Raw genomic sequence first — 22,100 nt, forward strand, 5'->3', positions numbered from 1 at the left:
AACGCACGAGGGAGAACACGACACCCGAAGGAGGGTCCATGGATAGAAAGCAGTTTCTGAAAGCCGGCCTCCTCGCAACCGTCACAGCTGCGGCAATGGCCGGAACAGGACGCGCCTTCGCCGAGGACGGAAGCGGAAAGGAATCCGGGAACGAAGGATTCGACGAGATCGCCGACGTGATCGTCGTTGGCAGCGGTCTCGCAGCCACGGTCGCCGCCGTCACCGCTGCCGAAGCAGGAGCCAAGACGCTCGTGCTCGAGAAAATGGATCAACTCGGCGGCACTTCGCGCGTGAGCGGGCTTAACTGCGCCGTGGTAGGCAGCGACGAGCAGGCCGCGGAAGGCATTCTCGACGATCCCGAGTGGATGTACGAGGACATGAGGAAGGTGGCCGAGGACTACGGCAACCCCGATCTGGCGCGCGTCGTGGCGGAGGGATCGCACGACCTCTACCGGTTCCTCACAGAGCGAGGAGCGACCTTCAAGCAGCTCAAGAGCGGCGGCGGCCACAGCGCGAAGCGCCTGCTGTGGGCCGGAGGGGGACGGTACCTGCTCGACGCGCTCGTCTCGCACGCGCAGAGCACGCTCGCCGACACGCTCGAAATGCGCACGCGCTGCAAGGTTGACGACCTCGTCTTCCGCGACGGACGCGCCATCGGCGTCATCGCACGGGAGAATTACTCGTTCGACTACGGTGCGCCAGAAACCGACGACCTTGAGAACCAGACAGGGAGCGCCAAGCGCATCGGCGCACGTCGAGGCATCGTGTTCGCCACGGGCGGCTACGCGCGCGACAAGGAGCTTTTGCGCTCCGAGTCCGCCGTCTTGGCGCAAGCGGACACCATGACCAATCCCGGAGCCACTTCCGGGGTGCTGCGGATGCTGGCCAAGCACGGCGCGCAAACGGTCAACCTCTCGCTGTTCCGCCTGTCCTACCCCATTCCCACCGAGGATGTCTGCTGGGGCATGCTCGTCAACCCCGACGGAAAGCGCTTCGTCAACGAGCTCGGCAGCCGCAACGACCTCGGCATCATCATCCTGAGGCAGATGCGGGACTTCGACGGCAAGCCCCCTTTGCTCGTGTACGATTCGAAGGGAATCGAACTGTTCCACGACAAGCAGCGTCTTGAGATGTCGCTTTCCGGACGCAATTTCAAGAACGGAACCATGTACCGGTTCGACACCGTCGAGGAACTGGCCGACCACTTCGGCTACGACAGGCAAACGCTCGTAGACGCGGTGAGCCGCTATAACGAGATGTTCGACAACGGGGTGGACGAAGACTTCGGAAAGGACATGTCCGCTTTGCAAGGAGCCGCCATAAAGCAGCCACCTTTCTACGGAATGAACCTCATTCCAAACAACAACTACACGCCCGGCGGCGTGCGCATCGACACGTCGGCCCGCATCCTCGACTCGAACGGGAGCCCCATCGAGGGCCTCTACGCCGCGGGCGAGGTCACAGGCGGAGTTCACGGCGCACAGCGCCTCACCGGATGTTCGGCTCCTGACTGCGGCGTGTTCGGCATGGTGGCGGGCTCCACGGTCGCGGGCGCGACGCCCGTAGAGCCGTAGGCAATCCGCTCGCAGCCGTCCGAACCGAAAGAGCGGGCAGCCGCGACGACCCGCCCGCCGAGGTCGAATCCCAAAGCCGGCCGCAGGCGAACGGGGCTACACGCTCGCACACGAAACGGTGTCGGAGGCGCCGCGTCGACCGGCGCCTCCGACACCGTCCATCGCAGAAGCCCGAAGCCTCTGCGGCAAAGAACCCGCCTCCCGACGGCGCCTCGCCCTTGGATCTGCGGCAAAAGCGTTTAAACCGCCTTTTTTTCGGAGAGGATCTGCTTTTGGGCGAAATGCGCCGCAGAAAGGCCGGGACATCGGCTTCGATCCGCAGCGTCCCCCTCCTTGCGCCCACGGATCCCTGCGAAACGACCGCGCGCCGAAGGCGAAAGGCCGAACGGGCCTCCGAAAGCTTTCGCGTGGAACCCGCCCTGCGAGCATCGTCGCACGCCCTCGCGCTGTATCCGCTCGATCCGCCATGCGCTCGAGCGATCAGAACTTTCTCGGCGCATGCTCGCGAAAGCCCGCTGGAAGACGTATAATATCGACCTGGCGCCCCTCGGCCGCGGGCCGGGACGCCTCGATCTTCCGCACAGACGACGCGGCGGATCGAACCCCGCGTCCGCATCGCGCGGCCTGCGCCGCGCCGACACAGAAATCAGAGAAACCTATGCTGAAATTCGACGAACTCGGCCTGTCAGAGGCTGCCCTGCAGGCCGTCGCCCGACTCGGCTACGAGGACCCGACGCCCGTGCAGGAACGGGCCATCCCACTCGCGCTCGAAGGCCGCGACCTTATCGCCGCCGCCAAGACCGGCACCGGCAAGACCGCCGCGTTCTCGCTGCCCTCCCTCGACAAGCTCGGCCATGCGAAGGGCGGGCAGGGCCCGCTCATGCTCGTGGTCACGCCCACGCGAGAGCTGGCGCAACAGATAGGCGAGGTGTGCGGCACCATCGCAGCGTCCACGCACCATCGTATCCTCACTGTGGTGGGAGGGCTGTCCTACGAGCCCCAGATCAGCAAGCTCAAGCGCGGCGTGGACGTGCTCATCGCCACGCCGGGGCGACTCGTGGACCTCATGGAGCGGGGAGCAGCGCGCCTCGGGGACGTGGAGGTGCTCGTGCTCGACGAGGCAGACCGCATGCTCGACATGGGCTTCTGGCCTGCCATGAAGAAGATCATCGGCGCGACGCCGGTCGGCCGCCAGACGCTTCTGTTCTCGGCCACCATCGACCGCTCCATCCTCGGAAGCGTGGGGAAGCTTTTGCGCAACCCGGCCATGGTGGAGATCGCCCACAAAGGAGAGACGGCCGACACCGTGGAGCAGTACGTCGTCCACACGCAGCAGGCGCTCAAGCCCGCCCTGCTCAAAGCCCTCCTCGCCGAGAGGGGCGCCGAACGCGTCATCGTGTTCGCTCGCACGCGCAGCCGCGCGGACGCAACCTGCCGCCGCCTCAAGCGCGCAGGGTACGCAGCCGAGGCCATCCACTCCGATCGCAGCCAAAACCAGCGCCGTCGCGCGCTCGACAACTTCGCCTCCGGAAAGACGAACGTCATAGTGGCGACCGATGTGCTCGCACGCGGCATCGACGTGGACGAGGTCGATTACGTGGTGAACTACGACCTTCCCACCCAGCCGGAAGATTACGTGCACCGCATCGGACGCACAGGGCGCGCAGGCGCGGCGGGCTTCGCCGTGTCCTTCACCTGTCCCGAAACCGCCGACGCGCTGCGCGATATCGAGAGGCTCATCAAGCGTCCCATCCCCGAGCTGAAGCTAGCCTCTTGGGACGCCGAGGCCGCCGCCGAAGAGGAGGCGGCCCGCGCGGCCCGCTCCGAAGCGCGCAGGGACCCCGAGATCAAACAGGCCGCCAAAGAGCTGGCCGCGCGGGAGCGCAAAAAAGAAAAGGCGCGCGAGACAGCGCGCAGGGAGTCGCCAACCGGCGGCAAGAAAAGGCAGGGTGCGGCGAAAGGGGGCGGCGGCGATCCGAAAACGAAAAACGCCCCCAACCGCGGATGCCGCAAGCAGACAGGCGGAAGGCAAGAACCGCAGCGCGATGGCCGGCCTTTGGGCAAAAAGCCCCGAGCAAACGCTCCGAAGCGGAAAGGATCGCCGAGGGGAGACGAGCGCCAAACGCGCAAGCCCGACCTGCGCCCAGGTCGGGCGCACCGCGCCTCGCTCGCGCGGGAACGTGGCGAACAGCGCTAATTCATCTTTGCAGGATACGGCAGCGATCATCCGTCGCGGATCGCAGACGACGCCCTTCCCTTCCCAGCTTTTGGCAAGGACTCAATCGCTGCGATCTTCGTCTGCCGAATACGCCGAACCCACGCACTCGTCGGCGGCTGCGACGCCCTCCAAGGCACCGCGCCCGCCGACCAAGAAGGCCCTCGCCCCGCTTCGCGCCTACGCACACGAAGCGCATGGGCGGCCGCTGCGCCCCTCGAAGCAGCGAAACCCGAAAGAGGGGTATCGGCGTCCCCACGCCGTCCCGATGACGACGAGATCGTCCTTGCCGCTGCGTCGAACCGCACGTACGCCGCCACAGGACATGTCGTCGCAACGACAAGCAACTCGCCAAATCCGCCCTCCCTGACGCCCTCACTGCATCGCCATCCCGTTCACATGCCCTCGAGCACCTTGTTTTAGCCGCACTGCGAGGCCTCGGCCCGCCTGAAGCGCACGGGGCGGGCGTATGCCCAGCGCCGCGTCGTCGCACGGCGGCGCTTCCTGATTAGTTATATGAGCACTCAAATCATATTATGTCGTTCATCTTGCTATTTGTCCCCGCTGGGCGAAAGAGCGCCCCGGGGCAGGGTTCGACGCGCTATCGTGGCAGGAACGAATGCGACGAAAGGATCGATATGAGGATAGCGGTGGCGAGCGAGGGGCTGAACGTGTCCCCTCACTTCGGACAATGCGCAAGCTTCACCTGCTACACGATCGACCGAGGCATGATCGTCGAATGCCAGAACACGCCCAACCCCCGCCTTCCGCCTCGCCAGCTGGCCTCGATGCTCGGCGATCTCGACGTACGAGTGCTCGTCGCAGGATGCGTCGAACGCGACGCCCTCGATGCCCTGGGCGCCGAGGGCATCGAGGTGGTTCCGTGCGCTTCCGGAACCGCACGCGGCGCGGCAGAAGCCTATTTGGCGCGCACCCTCGCCGGAGACGGCGAGTGGCACGGCGAAGAGGAGGGACGCGCAGTCCACGGCATGTAGGCCATCGCCCAACGCTCCCAGGGCCCTATATGCGAAGGCCCCCGATAGGGGGCCTTCGCATATCGTTTTCTGCCAGGCAACCAACCCGAGCGCCGCCGAAGCGCGCCGGACATGCCTTCGCCTCTCGGCCCAAAGTCCGGAAAAGTCGAAAAGAAGCCCTTACAAGGCCTTCTTGGCCACCTCGACGACGGCGGCGAACGCGGCAGGATCGTTCACGGCCATGTCGGAGAGCACCTTGCGATCCAGCTGCACGCCAGCCTTCTTGAGACCGTTCATGAACACGGAGTAGCTGAGTCCGTTCAGGCGGGCGGCCGCATTGATGCGGGTGATCCACAAACGGCGAATCTCGCGCTTCTTGTTGCGGCGGTCGCGGTACATGTACTGGAGCGAATGCTGCACCTGCTCCTTCGCCGCGCGGTACGAACGGGACTTCGCGCCATAGTACCCCTTGGCGCGCTTGAGGACGGTACGACGCTTCTTATGGGCGCTCACTGCGCGCTTGATGCGTGCCATAGTATCTCACTGCTCCTTCTGGTCTAGCGGATGCCGAGGTTTCGACCGATAACCTTCTGGTCGGCCTTGGACACCTCGGTCTCGTGGCGGAAATTGCGCTTGCGCTTCTGACTCTTCTTCGTCATGATGTGGCTCTTGTAGGCCTTGGCGCGCATGATCTTGCCGGAACCGGTGACGCGGAACCGCTTCGCGGTGCCACGATGGGTCTTCATCTTAGGCATTGCCGTCGTCCTTCCCTTCAACTTCCTTTTTCTTGTCGTTTTCCTTCTTCTTTTTCGCCGCCACCGCCGAGGGAAGCGGGGCGATGAGCATGTGCATGTTGCGGCCCTCCATCTTGGGCTGGCTCTCGATGACGGCCACGTCCTTCAGATCGTCGGCCAAGCGCTCGAGGATGGTGAGGCCCTGCTCAGGATGCGCCATCTCGCGACCGCGGAACATGATGGTGATCTTCACCTTGTTGCCCGCATCGAGAAAACGCAGCACGTGCTTCTTCTTCGTCGTGTAATCGCCCACGTCGATCTTCGGGCGGAACTTCATCTCCTTCGTCTCAACCTTGCTTTGGTTCTTGCGAGCCTGCTTGGCCTTGATCGCCTGGTCGTATTTGAACTTCCCATAATCCATGATGCGGCACACGGGCGGTTCGGCCATCGGGGCGATCTCCACAAGGTCGAGACCTTCGTCGTCGGCGATCCGCTGAGCCTCAGACGTGGCGTAAATGCCCATCTGAGTGCCATCGAAGCCGATGAGGCGGCATTCGCGGACGCTGATTTGTTCGTTGAGCCGAGGCTCTTGGGCAGCTATCGCGCTCACCTTCCTTTCCTGCGCGCCAAGGCGCTTCAATGAAAAACCCGTCGCTTTGGAAGCGTACGGGTTTCGCATTCGTTTCGGGCTTTTCAGCCGACATTCGAGCGACCCATCAGCAACCAAAGCGCCGAACCAGGTGGAGGGCTTCCCCTCACTTGAATAAACAGTCCGTTCATTGTAGCACGAAGCCAGGCGGATGCAAGCGTTTTGCGCAGCTTTTCCCCGGCAGCTTTTTCAGGTCGCTTGCGAAAGCAAGAGCGGCACTGCAGAGCTAAGCACAACGGTTGCACTTTATCTTGCAGAATATAGTGAGCTGATTGCAAATGCCAGTGCAACACCGAGGGAGCAAGCGCAACAGCTGCGTTCTCCCGTGCAGGATCTGATCGAAAGCGCTGCGTTCACCCTTGCAAGAAAGGCCGCAAAGAGGCATTCTCCCCGAGCCTTTCCAACGAGTAGAAGCTCGCATGGCCGCAGCAGACGCCCAGATCCCAGGCGGGCAGCGCATCGAAAGTCGGCTTGCGTCGAAGCCGAGGGCAGATCGCCGCAGCAGGCGATTGACAACCGCTTGCCAGAACCCCTGCGTCTCTGGCATGCGGTTGTCGCCCCCCCATGGACAGCGGTCAGCCAACTCGAGGGGGGGGTGGATGCACCATGGGAGAGGGGTCGAAGGGGGGGGGTCGCCGACGACACCCCCTTTTTTCAGACGGTCAAGGAGAACCGCAGTTCAAAGCAATGATCGAGCGACCAAGGCGTGAGAACGAGTCGCTTTCAAAGCGAACGCCTTCTTCGCCAACAGGCAGTCACAAGGGCCGAGACGAAGAAGGCGAAGATCGAGACCATCCCTACGAACAAGAGGCGCCGGACAGTGCCGGACACGCGTTCTGCGCCACCGGACGGGGCTACTGCACGCGGCGTGCACTCCTCACGCGAGCAGGTGGTCCACATCATGTGGAAGAGAGTCTCGCCGACGACGCGCTCGGGTGCGATCGCCCACAGGCATCCGGAAAAGGGCCGCGTCCGCCACGGTGGCCACGGGTCGCAGCGCGTTTCGCTGCTGCTCGACGAGGCTATGCGCGGCACCGGCATCGAGTCTTCCGCATGCCTGATATCCTGCCTTCGGGACAACACGGCCATGGAGCCCCATGGAGTTGATGGGGCACGAACGCGCGCACGTCCGCGTGTTCGACGGCAGGGAGCAGGCGGCGGTCGAAGCATTCGACTGCATCGAGACGTTCTACGACAGGGTCGGGGAGCATTCGGCACCGGGACGCCCCAGCCCGGACGGGTTCGTAAAGCGAACAGGCCGAAGCGAAGAACTGCGGAGAAGTCGGCTTGAGGGTGTAGACGGAATCGGGATGGATTCAGGATTCCGGCATGCTCCTTTCTCCTGCCCGCCTGTCGCCTTCGGCGGGCGGAAAGGGAAAGAGGGAAAATCCTCCTTCCCAGGATGGGACCTTCGACCCTACGCCCGGAAAGGCGAATACACGCTATCCTGCACGACCAAGCGCAACGGAGCTGCGTTTTGAAATTTAATCTACGGGATCTTTTCCTCACGCCCCTGTCATCTTGAAAGGGGCGGCTTGGAGCCACTTGCGCATCGACGGCGAATAGAGCAGCGCGGCTAAATGATCGATCATTGACTTCGACGGTCATTTGCCAGCGGATCACGGCTCGACGATAATGGCATGCAATGCGATGGATGAGGCCGCAGCATGCAAAGGGGATGGGGATCATGCGCGCTGTCAAGAATGCACGTCGAACACGTACGTCGTTTGAATGGGATCTTCTGGGGTTCGGGCTTTGCCGTGCATGGATCTCGACCGTGTTCGCCCTACCCATTCCCGCCTTGCTCACGCTGGGTTACGATTTTTCGCCATGGTATTTTCTCCCCGGCGCACTCGCTTGCGTCGTGGTCGGCATCGTGTCGGAAAGAACGGTCCCCGAGCGTGCCCGAACGACCATCCTCCTCGTATCGGCTGCGCTTACGATTATCGGCATCGCCGGAACGACATCGAGCATCGGCGTCGAAAGCGAAGCGCCTATCACGATCTCACTAGTTTGCACGGGAATCGGGGCAGCGATGCTGCAGACGCTCTGGGGCGACAAGATGGCGGTTTTGCCTTCGCGCGACATCAACCTGTACACGGTCGCATCCATGCTGCTCGCAGCGTTGACGTCCATCCTCGTTTGGTCGGCGACGTCGCTTGAAGCAGCCTTGCTCGTATTCGCCGTGCTCCCCGCCGGATCGTTCATCCTTCTGTTCCGGGGCTTCGATTCGGGACGATGGAGCATCCCCTCTAAAATGGACGCAACGGAAGAGCTCGAGGACGGGCCCTTGCACCTCGACCGACTTTGCACCTCCATATTCGTGTTCGTATTCGTGTTCAACCTCGCTTACACCACCCTGCCCGCCAGCCCTTTCGAGGACATGGCGGCACACCCGATTCGCAGCGTGGCGAACGTAAGCGTCACGATCGCGCTTCTGGCCATGCTCTTGGCGAAAGGCAACATCAACCAGATGAGCCTGTACCGCCTTTCGTTCCCCGTGCTGCTCGGAGCGTTGCTCCTCATGCTCGTGATACCCGACGAGCACGCCGTATTGGCGTCCGTGCTCGCCGCAGCCGGGTACAAGCTGTTCGACGTTCTGTTCTGGTGCGTGCTCGTAGGGCTCGCCCATGAGAACAGGGCGATTTCATGGCGGGTGCTCGGCTTCGGCATGACCGCCAACTTCCTCGGCATGGGATTGGGCATAGGGCTGCGAGAGCGCGCATGGGCAGCGACCGCATCGGGAGCCCTCGATCCCACCCTGCTCGTGTGCGGCCTCATGTTCGCTCTCGTCGTCATCATCATGCTCATCCTGCCCGAAAGCGTCGTCTCCCAGATCATGACCCGGAGCTCGAAGAAGCAACGTCAAGAGGAGCCGTCATTGGCGCAACGCTGTTCGACCGCAAGCGAGATGCACGGGCTGACGACTCGCGAGCGGGAGGTGCTCGTCTTCCTCGCGCAAGGGCGCACGCAGGGCGTGATCGCGCGGAAGCTGAGCATCAGCGAGGGCACGGCCCACACCCACATCATCCACGTGTACCAAAAACTGGGGGTTCATTCCCAACAGGAGCTGATCGACCTCGTGGAGGGGATCGCCGAATAAAAGGGCGTCCCGCCAGGCACGGCGCGGCGCCTCTACCGCCTCCGGGATTCCTCTACCTGAGAGGTAGAGAAGCGCATCGCACGCAAAATCCACCCCTCGGGCAGTTCCCCCCTTCCTCCTTTCGCTGTTCCATGGAGCCGCGGACAGAAAGGAGGGAACGCAATGAAGAACCGCATCATCATCGCCTCGGCTGCAGCCATCGCGCTGGTCGGCATCCTGGCAACCGCCGGATGCGCGCCGCAGGCGAACGGCGAATCGGAAGGCGGGAACACGACGGTGCCCGAGCCGAACGGATCGCAAGCCACCGTGGCCTGGTCTCCCGATTCGGACTGCAGCGCCTGCCACGAGAAAGAAGCGGACTCGGCGGGCGAGGCCGGATGCCTCGCGCAAGCGCACGCGCAAGAGGGATACGCATGCTCAGACTGCCACGTCGACGAGCAAGCTCTCTCGGCGGCGCACGAGCAGAGCGCATCGAGCTCGCCGGCATCGAAGCTCAAGAAAACCGACGTGAGCGACGAAGCCTGCCTCGCCTGCCATGAAAGCCGCGAGACCGTGGCAGCCGAAACCACCGACGTCGTGCTGACGGACGACCACGGAACCGCGGTGAACCCGCACGACCTGGCTCCCAGCCCCGATCACGACGCGCTCGCGTGCACGGACTGCCACGTGTCGCACGAAGCGACACCGGCAATCGAGGAAGCGCAGAGCACATGCGCGTCGTGCCATCACGCCGGCGTGTTCGAATGCGGCACGTGCCATACGTAAAAGCCTGCGTATTGCCGCGATTCGCAAAAACCGTATGCAGAACAAGGAGGAGACCATGAGACAGCAGGAAGCAACCGACGTTTCGCGCCGTTCGTTTCTGAAGGGCGCGGCAGTGGCGGGAGCCTCGCTCGTCGCGACGAGCGCGCTGGCCGGGTGCGCTGCCGGACAAGCGGAGGAGGAGACGCCCGACTGGATGCCCGAAGCCTGGGATTACGAAACCGACGTGCTGGTGATCGGGTACGGAGGAGCCGGAATGTGGACCGCGCTCACAGCCGCCGACGAAGGAGGGTCGGAAGTATTGATCCTCGAGAAAGCGCCCGTTCGAGGCGGCGGCAACTCGGCCATCAACCTGGGCGAGTTCACCATTCCCGTCGACGAGCAGGGTTGCGCCAGGTACATCAAATCGTTCAGCCGAGGGCTGACTCCCGATACCATGGCGGACGCCTGGGCAAAGGAAGCCATGCGAAATGGGGAATACGCCACCAAGTGGGGCCTGCCTTGGCAGCAGAACGAGGGCACGCTCGCCAGCCGCTACACCGAAAGCTGCGAGTACCCGTTCCTTCCCGGAGCCGACTCGATGGAGATCGGAGCCATCGAGGGATACGGCATGAACTTTTGGGACATCATGGACGCCCATCGCCAGGAACTCGGCATCGAAGTGCTGTTCAGCGTCGAGAACGAAGAGCTCATCCAGAACCCCGACACCAAGGAGATCCTCGGATGCTACGCCGACTATGAAGGCAAGCGCATCGCCATCAAGGCGCGCAAGGCTACGATGATGACCATCGGCGGGTTCGAGTTCAACGAGGAGCTCAAAAACGAGTATCTCAAGGTGTACCCGGCGCTCGGCTTCTACGGCTGGCCGTACAACACCGGAGACGGCATCCGCATGGTGCAGGCCGTGGGCGCCCAGCTGTGGCACATGAACTGCATGATCGGAGGCGCGAACCCCAACTTCCAAGACGAACAATACCCGTACGCCATTCAGCTGAGCCCGAAAACCGACAACTTCATCTGGGTCGACCGAACCGGCAAACGCTGGCGCAACGAGAAAGCCAGCAGCAGCCCGCACGTCGGATGGCATCAATACCTCGCGTTCGACGACGGCATCTGTGACTTCCCCCTGATACCCACCTGGGCGATCATCGACCAAACCGCCTTCGACGCCGGCAGGCTGGGGCCGGATCCGTCCGCCAAGCTCGCCCGTGGCATGTACGCCCCCACCTTGCCCGACGAAGTGGGCCGCTACCCAGGTTGGAGCGAGGACAACAAGGCCGAACTAGAAAGAGGGTGGCTCAAAACGTCCGACACCGTCGAAGGATTGGTCGAGCAGATGCGCCAGGTCGACCCGGATATGATGGACGCTGAAACGCTGAGGGCGTCGATTGACCGGTACAACGCGCATTGCGCCGCAGGCGACGACCCCGATTTCAACCGTCCGGCCGAGAGCCTGCTTCCGCTGGACAACCCGCCGTACTATGCGTGGCCCATCTATCCCGGCGGGTGCTCCACGCTGGGCGGGCCCAAGAAGAACGAGAACGCCCAGGTTCTCGATGTGAACGACGAGCCCATCCCACGCCTGTACGCAGCCGGATGCTTCGGGAACTTCGCCGCGCACACCTACGGCATCTCGGGAGGCAACAACGCCGAGAACATGGTATGGGGACGCATCGGTGCCCGACACGCCTGTACGCTCGATCCGTGGGATGCCGGGACCGCATCCTCCTAGCAAACGGCCGCTCCTTCCTTCCCCCTCGCGGGCCGGCACCCCTCCCTCACCGGCCCGCGTGCGGGTAAAACCATCGATTCGCCCAGCGCTGCGCTGCGACGGCGCGAGAGTTTGCTATACTCCGGACATCAGATGTCCGAAAACCGCCCTCCCCGACGGAAGGACGCCCATGAGTCGCATCGCACGCTGCCTCCTGCTCGCCTGCGCCTGGATATCCTGCGCGCTCGGCTTCGTCGGCATCGCCGTCCCCGTGCTGCCGACCACCCCGCTTCTGCTGCTGGCCGCGTTCCTATTCGCGAAATCGTCGCCGCGCTGCCATGCGTGGATCGTCTCGACGAAGGTGTACAAGGACTACGTGGAGGCGTTCAAGGAGTCGGGCGGCATGCCCGCATCGCAGAAGGTCAGGATCCTGGCCGTCTCCTTGCCCGTCATGGGCGTGAGCGCCTTCGTGGTGCAGAAGGCGCTCGTTTGGGTCATCCTCGGCTGCGTTACGGCGTTCCTGCTGTACCTCATGCTCGTACGCATCCCCACGCTGCGCCCCGATAGGATCGCGGCGCAGGACGTGCAATCGGAGTAAGCGGGCCCGACGCCGCCGTCAAGGGCGAGGAGCGCCGCCGGGGATGTCCTCGGGACGAAGCTCCACGACGTACATGATGTTCGTGGGCGCGAAGGCCGCGTGATCGGCGTTCGGACTCGTGTCGCGATCCCCCACGGTGAACACGCCGATATCCCCGACGTCGGCCAGCCCGCGCTCGAGGACGATGCGGCGGGCCTGCTCGATGACGTAGTCCGTGTCGCCCTGCACATCCCCCAGAAGCGGCGTGACGCCCCAGTACAGCTGCATGGAGCGCATGACGCGCGGAATCGGCGTCACCGCGTAGATAGGCTGGCGGGGCCGAAAGCTCGCCATGAGCCGTGCGCTGCGGCCCGACATCGTGGGCGCCACGATGCAGCGCGCGCCGAGCGTCTCGGCAGCGTGCACGGCAGCCATCCCCACGGCCACCGACACGCTGCCGTGGCCCTCCATCCGCGACGCCTCGCGCAGGCCCGCCGCCTCCTCGCGCAGATACGGCTCGCTCTCCTCGGCGATGCGCGCCATGATGCGAACCGCCTCCACCGGATACGCCCCGGCCGCCGTCTCTCCCGAAAGCATGAGGCAGTCCGTTCCGTCGTACACGGCGTTGGCCACGTCGGCCACCTCCGCTCGCGTCGGACGCGGAGAGCGAATCATCGAGTCGAGCATCTGCGTGGCGGTGATGACGGGCGTGTTGCGCTCGTTGCACAGGCGGATGATCTTCTTCTGGATATGGGGCACGCGGTAGGACGGTATTTCCACGCCCAGATCGCCACGCGCCACCATCACGCCGTCGGAAGCCTCCACGATAGCCTCGATGTCCTCGACCGCCTCGGCCGTCTCCACTTTGGCGATGAGCCCGACGTGCCCCCCTCCGTGCTCGCGCAGAAACGCGCGTATCTCGCGCACGGCCTCGGCGCTGCGGACGAAGGAGGCGGCCACGAAGTCCACGTCCTGCTCGATGCCGAAGAGAAGGTCCGCGCGATCCTGATCGGTCATAACGGGCAGCGGCACCGTCACGCCGGGCACATTGACGGACTTGCGCTCGCCGAGCATGGCGTCGTTTCCCACGCGGCACGCGATGTCGGCGCCTTCGACGCCCTCCACCGAAAGCTCGATGAGGCCGTCGTCCAGAAGCAGCTGCGTTCCAGGGCGCACGTGCTCGGACAAGCCGACGCACGTCTGGGTGACGAGGGCCGCGCTTCCGGCCACCTCTCGCTCCGTCAGCACGATCGAATCCCCCGCGCGAAGCGCGACCGGACAACCGCCTGCCAGTCGGCCCGTCCTGATCTCTGGGCCGCGCATGTCCAAAAGGATCGCGCAGGGATCGCCCGCCTTTGCGCACGCCCGACGCACGCGCGCGATGCGCTCGGCGTGCTCGGCGTGCGTGCCATGCGAGAAGTTGAGCCGAGCGATGTCCATGCCCGCGTCGAGGAGGCGCGAAAGCACGCCCTCGTCGTCGGTCGCCGGGCCCAAAGTGCAGATGATCTTCGTTCGCTTCGCCATGTACTCGCTCCGATCGCTCTCGAAAACGGCCGACGACCATTGTACCCGACCACCGCTCGTTAGGCGAGAATCGAGCGCGCCCTGCCACCGAACGCGCCGCCCCCGCGCAGACGGGCCACGAGCCGAGCGCTACGCGTTCACGTAGACGTAGATCATGCGGATGGTGTCTGCGAGATTGCCCGAGGTGTTGGCGGTAGCGTAGTTGTACAGCAGCACCGACGACCACTCGTGCGCGACGCCATCGAGCTCCACCGTCCCGGAAAACGAGCACTTCTCTTCGACGAGCGTCGTGCCGTCGGATGCGTACGTGGAGTAGGCCGCCTTGTCCTCGGGCAGCACCGCGGAGCCCGCGGGAACGCTCACGCCGGCCTCCTCGAGCGTCTTCTCGACGATGCCCTCGTTCTCCACGGCGTCCACGAAGCTGAGCGATCCGTAGCCCAAAGACGCGGTGGCGGCCGAGTAACCCGCCTGGATGGTCCTGCCCCCCTCGTCGAGGCCCAGGTAGACCGTGGGCGTGCCGGAACGCGTGTCGGCCGGCTCGTCGGTCAGCGCGATCGTGACGTTCGTCTTGACGGCGCTGCCCTCCTCGCTGACCTCCTTCTCGCTTGTCACGGTGGCACCATGCCGAAGCTTCTCCACCGCCTCGTCCCGCGTCAGCCCCAGCACGCCTGCCAAGTTCGGCACCTCGGTCTTCTTCGTGGTGGCCGTGGCGGCGTCCTTGGTGTCCTCCTCGTGCATGGCATCGACCTCTTGGGAGCTTTGCTGCTGCTGGGCCTGCTGCGTGGCGAGCGTCTGGCTCTCCCCCAGAAGCCTCCATGTGAGGTAGCCGAGAGCGCCGATGAGCAGCACGAGAAGCACTACGACGGCGATGAGGATGCGCCTCATGCGCCGCGATTTGCGCAGGTGGGGCGGCAAAGGCTGCTTACTCGCCCCTTGGCGCTTGCCGTGACGGCCCCTCTTCTCGCCAGCCGATGCCGCAGACGCACCGTCATCGTAGAGAAGCGAGGGTTCCGGAGCGGGCTCGAGGCTCTCGAGCGCGTCGGGATACTCGCCCTCGTTGTCGCCCCGGTAGCTGAAGCCTTCGGCATGGGCGCCGCCCACGGGGGCGAACGCCTCGGTCAGGCCGATACGGCCCTCCTCGTCAGAATGCCCGGGACGCTCGGCTCCCACGGGCGCGAACGCCTCGGTCAGGCCGATGCGCTCGTCGGAAGGGCTCTCTGGAGAGGATTCGGGGGAAGCGCCTCGGGGTGCGTTTGCGGCATGTTTCGGCATCGTTTCAACCTTCCTGATCTATGCTGCGCGAAGCTAATGCGTGGCGAGATACGCCACCGCGACGACGAACAAAACCACGGCCACCGCGATGACCGCCTTCTGCATCGTCGGCATGGGAGGAGGCTCGAGATCCTCGATCGTCGTTTCGCGAAAGGCCTCATCCGAGGAGGGCGCGCCCTTCTCCGAAGCCGGTCGAACAGGACGCACGGCAGGCGCGTCGTCGGCGGGGACATCGCCCGCACCGTCGTCATCAGAATGGGAGGTATCGGGGGCCCCGGCGCGTATGACCACATCATCCTCGTCGTCGGGCGTCACGGTGATATGGGAGAACCTGGTTTCGTCAAAGGCCACAGAGCACATCCTTTCACACGTTGCTGCGATTATAGAGGATCGGGAACCCGCACGAGGGCCCCGCAAATAATATCCACGCCGCGCCGCTCCGCCCGCGTGCGGCGTGGCGTCCGCAGCGCGCCGTCGAGAAGGCCTCGGCGCCCGTTTCTCGAAACGCCAACCCGACGCGGCTTCACCCTGGAACGGCCGGGCGGACGGCACGCCGCTCGCCCTCCCCTTGCTACCTTTCAGCGGGGCAATCCGCGCGTTCGTCGGATTGTGGGGCCTCTCACGGGCCTTTGCAGCCCCTCAGCCTCTTTATTGCACTAAAGTATAGCGATACGCGTTCGCACCCCAAGCGAAGCGTCGGCGGGGAGCAGCCCCCGCGGATCGCCCCGTGAAGGACGGGGCATGAGGGAAGGAGAACCTATGGAACGGAAGACAAGCGCGTTCAGCAGGCGCACGTTCGTCGAGCTGCTCGGCGTGTCCGCAGCGAGCTTCGGCCTCGTGAGCCTGGCCGGATGCGGCGGAGGCGGCGAGGGCGGCTCTACAGGCGGCGGGAGCGCGGGCGGCGCGGCGGACAGCCTCACCTACAGCCTCACCGCCGATCCGCGCGCCCTCGACCCGGCCTTCTTCGACGACGGCGAGTCGGCCGTCGTCGCCTGCAACATCCACGAGGGCCTGTACCGCTTCGGCGAGAAGGACGCGACGGTCGAGCCGTGCCTGGCTACCGAGCTACCCGAGATTTCGGACGACGGCCTCGTGTACACGATCAAGCTGCGCGAGGGCGTCAAGTTCCACGACGGCGCGGAGTTCAACGCCGAGGCCGTGAAGAAGTCCATCGAGCGCCAGCTCGAGCCCAACCGCACCTCCGACATGCCCTACGCGTCGTTCGTGTTCGGCGAGGAGGCCGCCGGCAACGGTGTGGAGAGCGTCGAGGCCGTGGACGCCACCACCCTCAAGATCACCCTGCGTGCGGCGTCCACGCCGTTCGTGAAGAACCTCGCCATGGCTCTGGCCTCCCCCATCGTCTCCCCGACGGCGGCCGAGGCCGCCACGCCGGGCCAGCCCATCCAAAAGCCCGCAGGCACCGGCCCCTACAAGTTCGTCGATTGGACGAAGGGCGCCTCGATCACCCTCGTCGCCAACGAGGAGTACTGGGGCGACGCTCCCAAGATCAAGAACCTCGTGTTCAAGATCATCGCCGAGGGCAACACGCGCCTCACCGCGCTCATGAACGGCGAATGCGACATCATCTCGAGTGTCGACTCCGCCTCGGCCGACCAGGTGACGAGCAACGGCTTCGAACTGTTCGCCGAGGATGGCATGACCATCAACTACATGGCCTTCAACACCGAGACGGGCCAATGCACCGACCAAGAGGTGCGCAAAGCCATCGCCCAGGCCATCAACGTCGAGGAGATGGTGAAGTCCATCTACGGCGAGTACGCAACGGTGGCCAATTCGGTCATGCCCACTTGGATGGCCCCTTACACCAAGGACGTCAAACAAACCGCCTACGACCCCGAGGCCGCTAAGAAAACGCTCGCCGACAAGGGCATCACGTCGCTCACGTGCATCACCTACACCACCGCTCGCCCCTATAACCAAAAGGGCGGCAGCGACCTGGCCCGCATGATCCAGGGCTACTTGGCCGAGGTGGGCGTCGACGTGAGCATCACCGAGTACGACTGGACCACTTACAAGACCAAGGTGCAGACCGATCCGTACGACATCTGCTTCTACGGCTGGACGGGCGATAACGGCGATCCGGACAACTTCATGAACCTGCTCGCCGACACGAACTGGTCCATGAACGTGGCGCACTGGCAGGACGAGGAGTACAAGGCGCTCGTCGCCGAGGGCCTCACGGCTCCCGATGGAGATGAGCGCGACGCCATCTACCTCAAGTGCGAGGAGATGGTGGCGGAAAAGCAGCCTTGGCTGCTCATTTCCCACTCCAAGAACCTGCTCGGCATCAACCCGAAGGTTAAGAACTTCTACTACCATCCCACCGGTGTCGCCTTCTTCAAGGGGGTTTCCAAGGAGGCGTAAGGCCGCGGGCTCCCGCAAAAGGCGCGGATGATGCGAACGGACGGCCCGCACGTCATATTCTCAAGGCGTGCGGGCCGCTCTTGCGCTAAACTATCGTCGGCACCGCCTGATCGATAGTGCGCGCCGAACGGATCCGGCGCGGTTGAAGCCGAGGGTCGCAGGCCCCCGGCTTCCTTCCTGTTCAGACGGGAAACAAGAAAGGAGCAGCGTTGCTCAAGTACATCCTGAAGCGAATCTTGATGGTGATCCCGGTCCTTTTGGGTGTGACCGTGATCATCTTCATGATCACGCGCGTGTTAGCCTCGGATCCGGCCCCCGTGGTCCTCGGCGAGCACGCAACCCCCGAGGCGATGGAGGCGTGGCGGGCCGACAACGGCCTCGACGACCCCATCTGGCTCCAGTACGTCAACTTCGTCGTCGGCGCCGTCCAAGGCGACCTCGGCACCTCTTACTACACCCATCAGCCGGTCACCCAGGAGATCGCCGCGCGCTTCCCCGCCACGGCAGAGCTCGCCGTCTGCGCCATCATCGTGGCGTCGCTTCTGGGCGTCGCCCTCGGCGTGCTGGCCGCCGTGCGCAGGAACAAACTCGCCGACAACGTGAGCATGGTCGTTGCGCTCGTGGGCGTGTCGATGCCCATCTTCTGGTCGGGCATCCTGCTCATCCTTCTGTTCTCCGGCATCCTTCACGTGCTTCCATCGAGCGGACGCGTGTCCCCGCTTCTGCAGCCCACCGGGGGCACCGGCTTCTTCATCATCGACACCATCGTGCGAGGTGACTGGACGGCGCTCGGCGACGTGCTCGTGCACCTCGTCCTGCCCACGCTCGCCTTGTCGCTGTACTCGATGGCCATCATCACGCGCATGACGCGCTCGAGCATGATCGAAACCCTCAGCGCCGACTACATCCGCACCGCGCGGGCGAAGGGGCTTTCCAAAGGCGCCGTGAACATCAAGCACGCGCTGCGCAACGCGATGCTGCCCATCTCCACCGTCATCGGCCTGCAGTTCGGGAGCCTCCTCGGCGGCGCGCTGCTCACCGAGACGGTGTTCGCATGGCCGGGCATCGGCAAGTTTGCCGTCGACTGCGTGTTGAAGAGCGATTTTCCTGTCGTGCAGGGCATCGTGCTTCTGGTGGCGGTTATCTTCGTCATCATGAACCTCGTCGTCGACATCGTCTACGCCTACCTTGATCCCCGTATCAAGTACGGCGCGAAGGAAGAGGGGTGATGAGCATGGCGAAGAGCAAGCTGCTCGCAACCGATCCGGCCCCGTCCGGCGAGGCGGCGCTCGGCGGGAGTCCGACCGCGCCGGCGAAGGAGAGGCGCGTGAGCGTCTGGAGGGACGTCCTTGCGGGCATCGTGTCGAACAAGGCCGCGCTCGCAAGCGCGATCTTCATCCTGCTCCTGGCAGCCGTCGCGCTCGTCACGAAGTTCTTCCCGCAGGTGCTGCCGTACGATCCGTACGCTCAGAACCTGAGCGAGTCCTTGCTGGGGCCCTCGGCGCAGCATTGGTTCGGGACCGACATCCAAGGGCGCGACATATTCTGCCGCGTGCTCGTGGGCACGCAGATCACGCTCACCGTGGGCCTGGCCGCCGTGGCCATCTCGCTTTTCGCAGGCGTCCTCCTCGGATCGATCGCCGGGTACAAGGGCGGCAAGTGGGACACGGTCATCATGCGCATCATGGACATGATGCTGTCCATCCCCTCCATCCTTCTCGCGATCGCCATCATGGCGGCCCTCGGCCCCGGCATCGAGAAGGCGGTCGTCGCCATCGGGCTGGTGGCCATCCCCGAGTACGCGCGCATCGTGCGATCGGAGATCCTCTCCATCAAGGAGAACGACTACGTGGCCGCTGCGCGCGTCATAGGCGACTCGAACGCGAAGATCGTTTTCAGGCACGTGCTGCCCAACGTGCTGCCCTCCATCATCGTGCGCGCCACGCTCGGCATCTCAACGGCCATTTTGGACGCGGCGGCGCTCGGCTTCCTGGGCCTCGGCGTCCAGCCTCCGGCCGCCGAATGGGGCGACATGCTAGGACGCGGGCGCAACGAGCTGTTCCGCGCCCCATGGCTCATGATATTCCCCGGCCTCGCCATCACGCTGACCGTCCTCGCGTTCAACCTCTTGGGCGACGGCATCCGCGACGGCCTCGACCCCAAAGCTAGGAAGAGGTGATCCCGTGCTTCTTTCGGTGAAGAACCTCTCTACGGAGTTCCCCGTCAAGAAGGGCATAGTCCGCGCTGTCGAAGACGTGAGCTTCGACGTCGATCAAGGAGAGATACTCGCCATCGTGGGCGAATCGGGCTCCGGCAAGTCCGTCACGAGCCTCTCGGTCATGGGGCTTCTAGCCGATCCGGGACGCGTGGCCGGCGGCTCGATGGAGTTCGAGGGCAAGGATTTGGTGTCGCTGCCCGAACGCGAGTACCGCGAGCTGCGCGGCAACGACATGGCGATGATCTTCCAAGAGCCGATGACCTCGCTCAACCCGGTGTACCGCGTGGGAAAGCAGATCGTTGAGGCCATCCGCACCCATGAGAAGATATCCAAGAAGGAGGCGCGCGAGCGCGCCATCGACATGCTGCGCAAGGTGGGCATCCCGAGCCCTGAGAAGCGCATCGACGACTACCCGCACCAGATGTCGGGCGGCATGCGCCAGCGCGTCATGATCGCCATGGCGCTGGCTTGCAACCCGAAGCTTCTGATTGCCGACGAGCCCACCACGGCCCTCGACGTGACCATCCAGGCGCAGATACTCGATCTTTTGCGCCGCCTGCGCGACGAAACCGGCATGGCCGTGCTTCTGATCACCCACGACCTGGGCGTCGTGTCCGAGACCGCCGATCGCGTGGTGGTCATGTACTGCGGACAGGTGGTGGAGGAGGCCGAGGTGCGTGCGCTGTTCGACCACCCGATGCACCCCTACACGCTGGGCTTGCTCAAGTCCATCCCCCGCCTCGAGGACGACGACACAAAACGCCTGTACATGATCAAAGGCATGGTGCCCAATCCGCTCGAGATGCCTCCGGGCTGCCACTTCTCCGACCGCTGCGACTCGTGCATGGACATCTGCCGCGCACAGATGCCGAAGCTCGTGGACGTGGGCGGCCGCAAGGTGCGCTGCTTCCTTTACGAGGACGCCGACGGCCACGTGAAGAGCGATGCGGCCATCGCCGAGGCCGAAGCGGAGGCCGTCGCCGATGCCGAGGCGGCGCGCGAGGTGGAAACTGCCGAGGCGCTTTTGGCGGGCGAGGAGCTCCGCGAGGCGGAACTCGAAGAGCTCGAAAAGGACGAGGAGGGCATCCGATGAATCGGAACATCGAATCCCAAGGCGCGGCATCCGATCAGGACGTCCTGCTCGACGTGCGGCATCTGACGAAGCGCTTCGCCGCAGAGACGAACTTCTTCGGCCGGGCCACCTCCTACGTGCAGGCTGTCGACGACGTGAGCTTCCAGATTCGCAGGGGCGAGGCGTTCGGCCTCGTTGGCGAATCGGGCTGCGGCAAGACCACCGTGGGCAAAATGCTCGTGAACCTGCTTACGCCCACCTCGGGCACGATCATCTTCGACGGACACGACCTCACGGCCATGAAGCGCTCCGAGCGCAAGCGCTACTGCAAGGACATCCAGCTGATCTTCCAGGATCCTTACGCCTCGCTCAACCCGCGCATGCGCATCGGCGACATCATCGCCGAACCCATCATCACGAACAACATCCTGCCGAAAGACCAGGTGGAAAGCCGCGTTGACGAGCTTTTGGAGTGTGTGGGCCTGGCGAACTACATGCGCAACCGCTATCCCCATGAGTTCTCGGGCGGCCAGCGCCAGCGCGTGGGCATCGCGCGGGCGCTGGCCGTGAACCCGAAGCTCATCGTGTGCGACGAGCCGGTATCGGCTTTGGACGTTTCGATCCAGGCGCAGGTGCTGAACCTGCTCGACGACCTCAAGGAGCGTTTCGGTCTCACGTACCTGTTCATCGCGCATGGTCTGAACGTGGTGAAGCACGTGTCGGACCGCGTAGGCGTCATGTACCTCGGCAAGATGATGGAGATCGCGCCCAAGAAGTCGCTCTACGCCGACCCGCTGTCGCCCTACACGCAGGCGCTGCTGTCGGCCATCCCATCGGTCGACCCGGCCGCCAAACGCGAGCGCATCATCCTGGAGGGCGACGTGCCCTCGCCCATCGACCCGCCCGCAGGCTGCCGCTTCGCCGGTCGCTGCTTCGCGAAGGTGGACGGCTGCGACGAAGTCATGCCCCCGCTTTCCGAGGTGAAGCCCGACCATTGCGTGGCCTGCCACCGCTTCGACGAAGGCGGACCGGGAGCAGCGCTCATCTAGGACGCGCAGGGAGCCATGGGGTTTTTCGAGGGGCTCGCCCATGATGGCGGGCCCCTCGTCGCGTGCGCTGCCTGGCAACTGCCAGTTCGACAATTCGTCGCACGCTGTTTTAGCTCAAATTTGCACTTATGAACGATTCTGCATCACCATTTCACACACGGCGAAGAAAAACACCTGATCGCGTTCTTCTCTCTCGCTGAAAATCGTTCATAACTTGCGATCTGTGCTATCGGCAAGGTTTAGCGAAGAGCATGGGTGTAGCGCGAACGCAGGACGCATCG

18 protein-coding genes are annotated in these 22,100 nt (G+C 64.3%); 12 read left to right on the forward strand and 6 right to left on the reverse strand.

Annotation, left to right across the window (positions count from 1 at the left end):
* Positions 1-38 precede the first annotated feature (38 nt).
* From B5F40_RS05315 to B5F40_RS05330, 3 genes are all read left to right on the forward strand, one after another.
* On the forward strand, positions 39-1,574 hold the full coding sequence (locus B5F40_RS05315; RefSeq protein WP_087193340.1) for an FAD-dependent oxidoreductase: 1,536 nt from the start codon (positions 39-41) through the stop codon (positions 1,572-1,574).
* Between the two features lie 658 nt (positions 1,575-2,232).
* The gene (locus B5F40_RS05325; RefSeq protein WP_087193342.1) at positions 2,233-3,771 is read left to right on the forward strand and encodes a DEAD/DEAH box helicase; all 1,539 of its coding nucleotides are present in this window, start codon (positions 2,233-2,235) and stop codon (positions 3,769-3,771) included.
* Positions 3,772-4,427: 656 nt separating this feature from the next.
* Positions 4,428-4,784 (forward strand): NifB/NifX family molybdenum-iron cluster-binding protein, encoded by a 357-nt coding sequence (locus B5F40_RS05330; RefSeq protein ID WP_087193343.1) that lies wholly within the window; start codon positions 4,428-4,430, stop codon positions 4,782-4,784.
* Positions 4,785-4,943: 159 nt separating this feature from the next.
* On the opposite strand, the gene rplT is transcribed toward B5F40_RS05330, so the two are convergent.
* Genes rplT through infC form a run of 3 tightly spaced genes read right to left on the reverse strand, consistent with a single transcriptional unit; the run spans position 4,944 to position 6,107 of the window.
* Positions 4,944-5,297, reverse strand: coding sequence for a 50S ribosomal protein L20 (gene rplT, locus B5F40_RS05335; protein WP_087193344.1), 354 nt, complete (start codon positions 5,295-5,297; stop codon positions 4,944-4,946).
* A gap of 23 nt (positions 5,298-5,320) precedes the next feature.
* Positions 5,321-5,518, reverse strand: a complete 198-nt coding sequence (gene rpmI, locus B5F40_RS05340) for a 50S ribosomal protein L35 (RefSeq protein ID WP_087193345.1) — start codon at positions 5,516-5,518, stop codon at positions 5,321-5,323.
* Complete coding sequence (gene infC / locus B5F40_RS05345) at positions 5,511-6,107, reverse strand: translation initiation factor IF-3 (RefSeq protein WP_204217333.1); 597 nt, start codon at positions 6,105-6,107, stop codon at positions 5,511-5,513. The genes rpmI and infC overlap by 8 nt, the downstream gene beginning before the upstream one ends.
* Positions 6,108-7,833: 1,726 nt before the next feature.
* Between infC and B5F40_RS05350 the strand changes: the two genes are divergently transcribed.
* The 4 genes from B5F40_RS05350 to B5F40_RS05365 all read left to right on the forward strand — a co-directional run bounded on the left by B5F40_RS05350 (position 7,834) and on the right by B5F40_RS05365 (position 12,320).
* Positions 7,834-9,249, forward strand: a complete 1,416-nt coding sequence (locus tag B5F40_RS05350) for a LuxR family transcriptional regulator (protein WP_162610903.1) — start codon at positions 7,834-7,836, stop codon at positions 9,247-9,249.
* Positions 9,250-9,411: 162 nt separating this feature from the next.
* A complete protein-coding gene (locus B5F40_RS05355; RefSeq protein WP_087193347.1) occupies positions 9,412-10,014 on the forward strand; it encodes a cytochrome c3 family protein in 603 nt (200 codons plus the stop codon).
* Positions 10,015-10,069: 55 nt separating this feature from the next.
* The gene (locus B5F40_RS05360) at positions 10,070-11,743 is read left to right on the forward strand and encodes an FAD-binding protein (protein ID WP_087193385.1); all 1,674 of its coding nucleotides are present in this window, start codon (positions 10,070-10,072) and stop codon (positions 11,741-11,743) included.
* A gap of 169 nt (positions 11,744-11,912) precedes the next feature.
* On the forward strand, positions 11,913-12,320 hold the full coding sequence (locus tag B5F40_RS05365) for a YbaN family protein (RefSeq protein ID WP_087193348.1): 408 nt from the start codon (positions 11,913-11,915) through the stop codon (positions 12,318-12,320).
* Positions 12,321-12,338: 18 nt separating this feature from the next.
* Here B5F40_RS05365 and pyk read toward each other — a convergent pair whose 3' ends face one another.
* The 3 genes from pyk to B5F40_RS05380 all read right to left on the reverse strand — a co-directional run bounded on the left by pyk (position 12,339) and on the right by B5F40_RS05380 (position 15,446).
* A complete protein-coding gene (pyk, locus tag B5F40_RS05370) occupies positions 12,339-13,823 on the reverse strand; it encodes a pyruvate kinase (protein ID WP_087193349.1) in 1,485 nt (494 codons plus the stop codon).
* A gap of 129 nt (positions 13,824-13,952) precedes the next feature.
* The gene (locus B5F40_RS05375; RefSeq protein WP_087193350.1) at positions 13,953-15,095 is read right to left on the reverse strand and encodes a histone-lysine N-methyltransferase; all 1,143 of its coding nucleotides are present in this window, start codon (positions 15,093-15,095) and stop codon (positions 13,953-13,955) included.
* Positions 15,096-15,128: 33 nt separating this feature from the next.
* Positions 15,129-15,446 carry a hypothetical protein gene (locus tag B5F40_RS05380; protein WP_087193351.1) on the reverse strand — a complete coding sequence of 106 codons (318 nt, stop codon included), beginning with the start codon at positions 15,444-15,446 and terminating at the stop codon, positions 15,129-15,131.
* Positions 15,447-15,854: 408 nt separating this feature from the next.
* Between B5F40_RS05380 and B5F40_RS05385 the strand changes: the two genes are divergently transcribed.
* From B5F40_RS05385 to B5F40_RS05405, 5 genes are all read left to right on the forward strand, one after another.
* Positions 15,855-17,480 (forward strand): ABC transporter substrate-binding protein, encoded by a 1,626-nt coding sequence (locus tag B5F40_RS05385; protein ID WP_087193352.1) that lies wholly within the window; start codon positions 15,855-15,857, stop codon positions 17,478-17,480.
* 209 nt (positions 17,481-17,689) lie between these two features.
* Positions 17,690-18,709: an ABC transporter permease gene (locus B5F40_RS05390; RefSeq protein ID WP_087193353.1), complete on the forward strand. Its 1,020-nt coding sequence runs from the start codon at positions 17,690-17,692 to the stop codon at positions 18,707-18,709.
* Positions 18,710-18,714: 5 nt separating this feature from the next.
* Positions 18,715-19,659 (forward strand): nickel transporter permease, encoded by a 945-nt coding sequence (gene nikC, locus B5F40_RS05395; RefSeq protein WP_239442921.1) that lies wholly within the window; start codon positions 18,715-18,717, stop codon positions 19,657-19,659.
* A 4-nt stretch (positions 19,660-19,663) separates the two neighbouring features.
* Positions 19,664-20,791 (forward strand): ABC transporter ATP-binding protein, encoded by a 1,128-nt coding sequence (locus B5F40_RS05400; RefSeq protein WP_087193355.1) that lies wholly within the window; start codon positions 19,664-19,666, stop codon positions 20,789-20,791.
* Positions 20,788-21,819, forward strand: a complete 1,032-nt coding sequence (locus tag B5F40_RS05405; protein ID WP_087193356.1) for an ABC transporter ATP-binding protein — start codon at positions 20,788-20,790, stop codon at positions 21,817-21,819. Before B5F40_RS05400 ends, B5F40_RS05405 begins: the two co-directional genes overlap by 4 nt.
* The last annotated feature ends 281 nt before the right edge of the window (positions 21,820-22,100 follow it).

It is taken from the genome of Gordonibacter sp. An230 (assembly GCF_002159915.1).
GTDB lineage: Bacteria > Actinomycetota > Coriobacteriia > Coriobacteriales > Eggerthellaceae > Rubneribacter.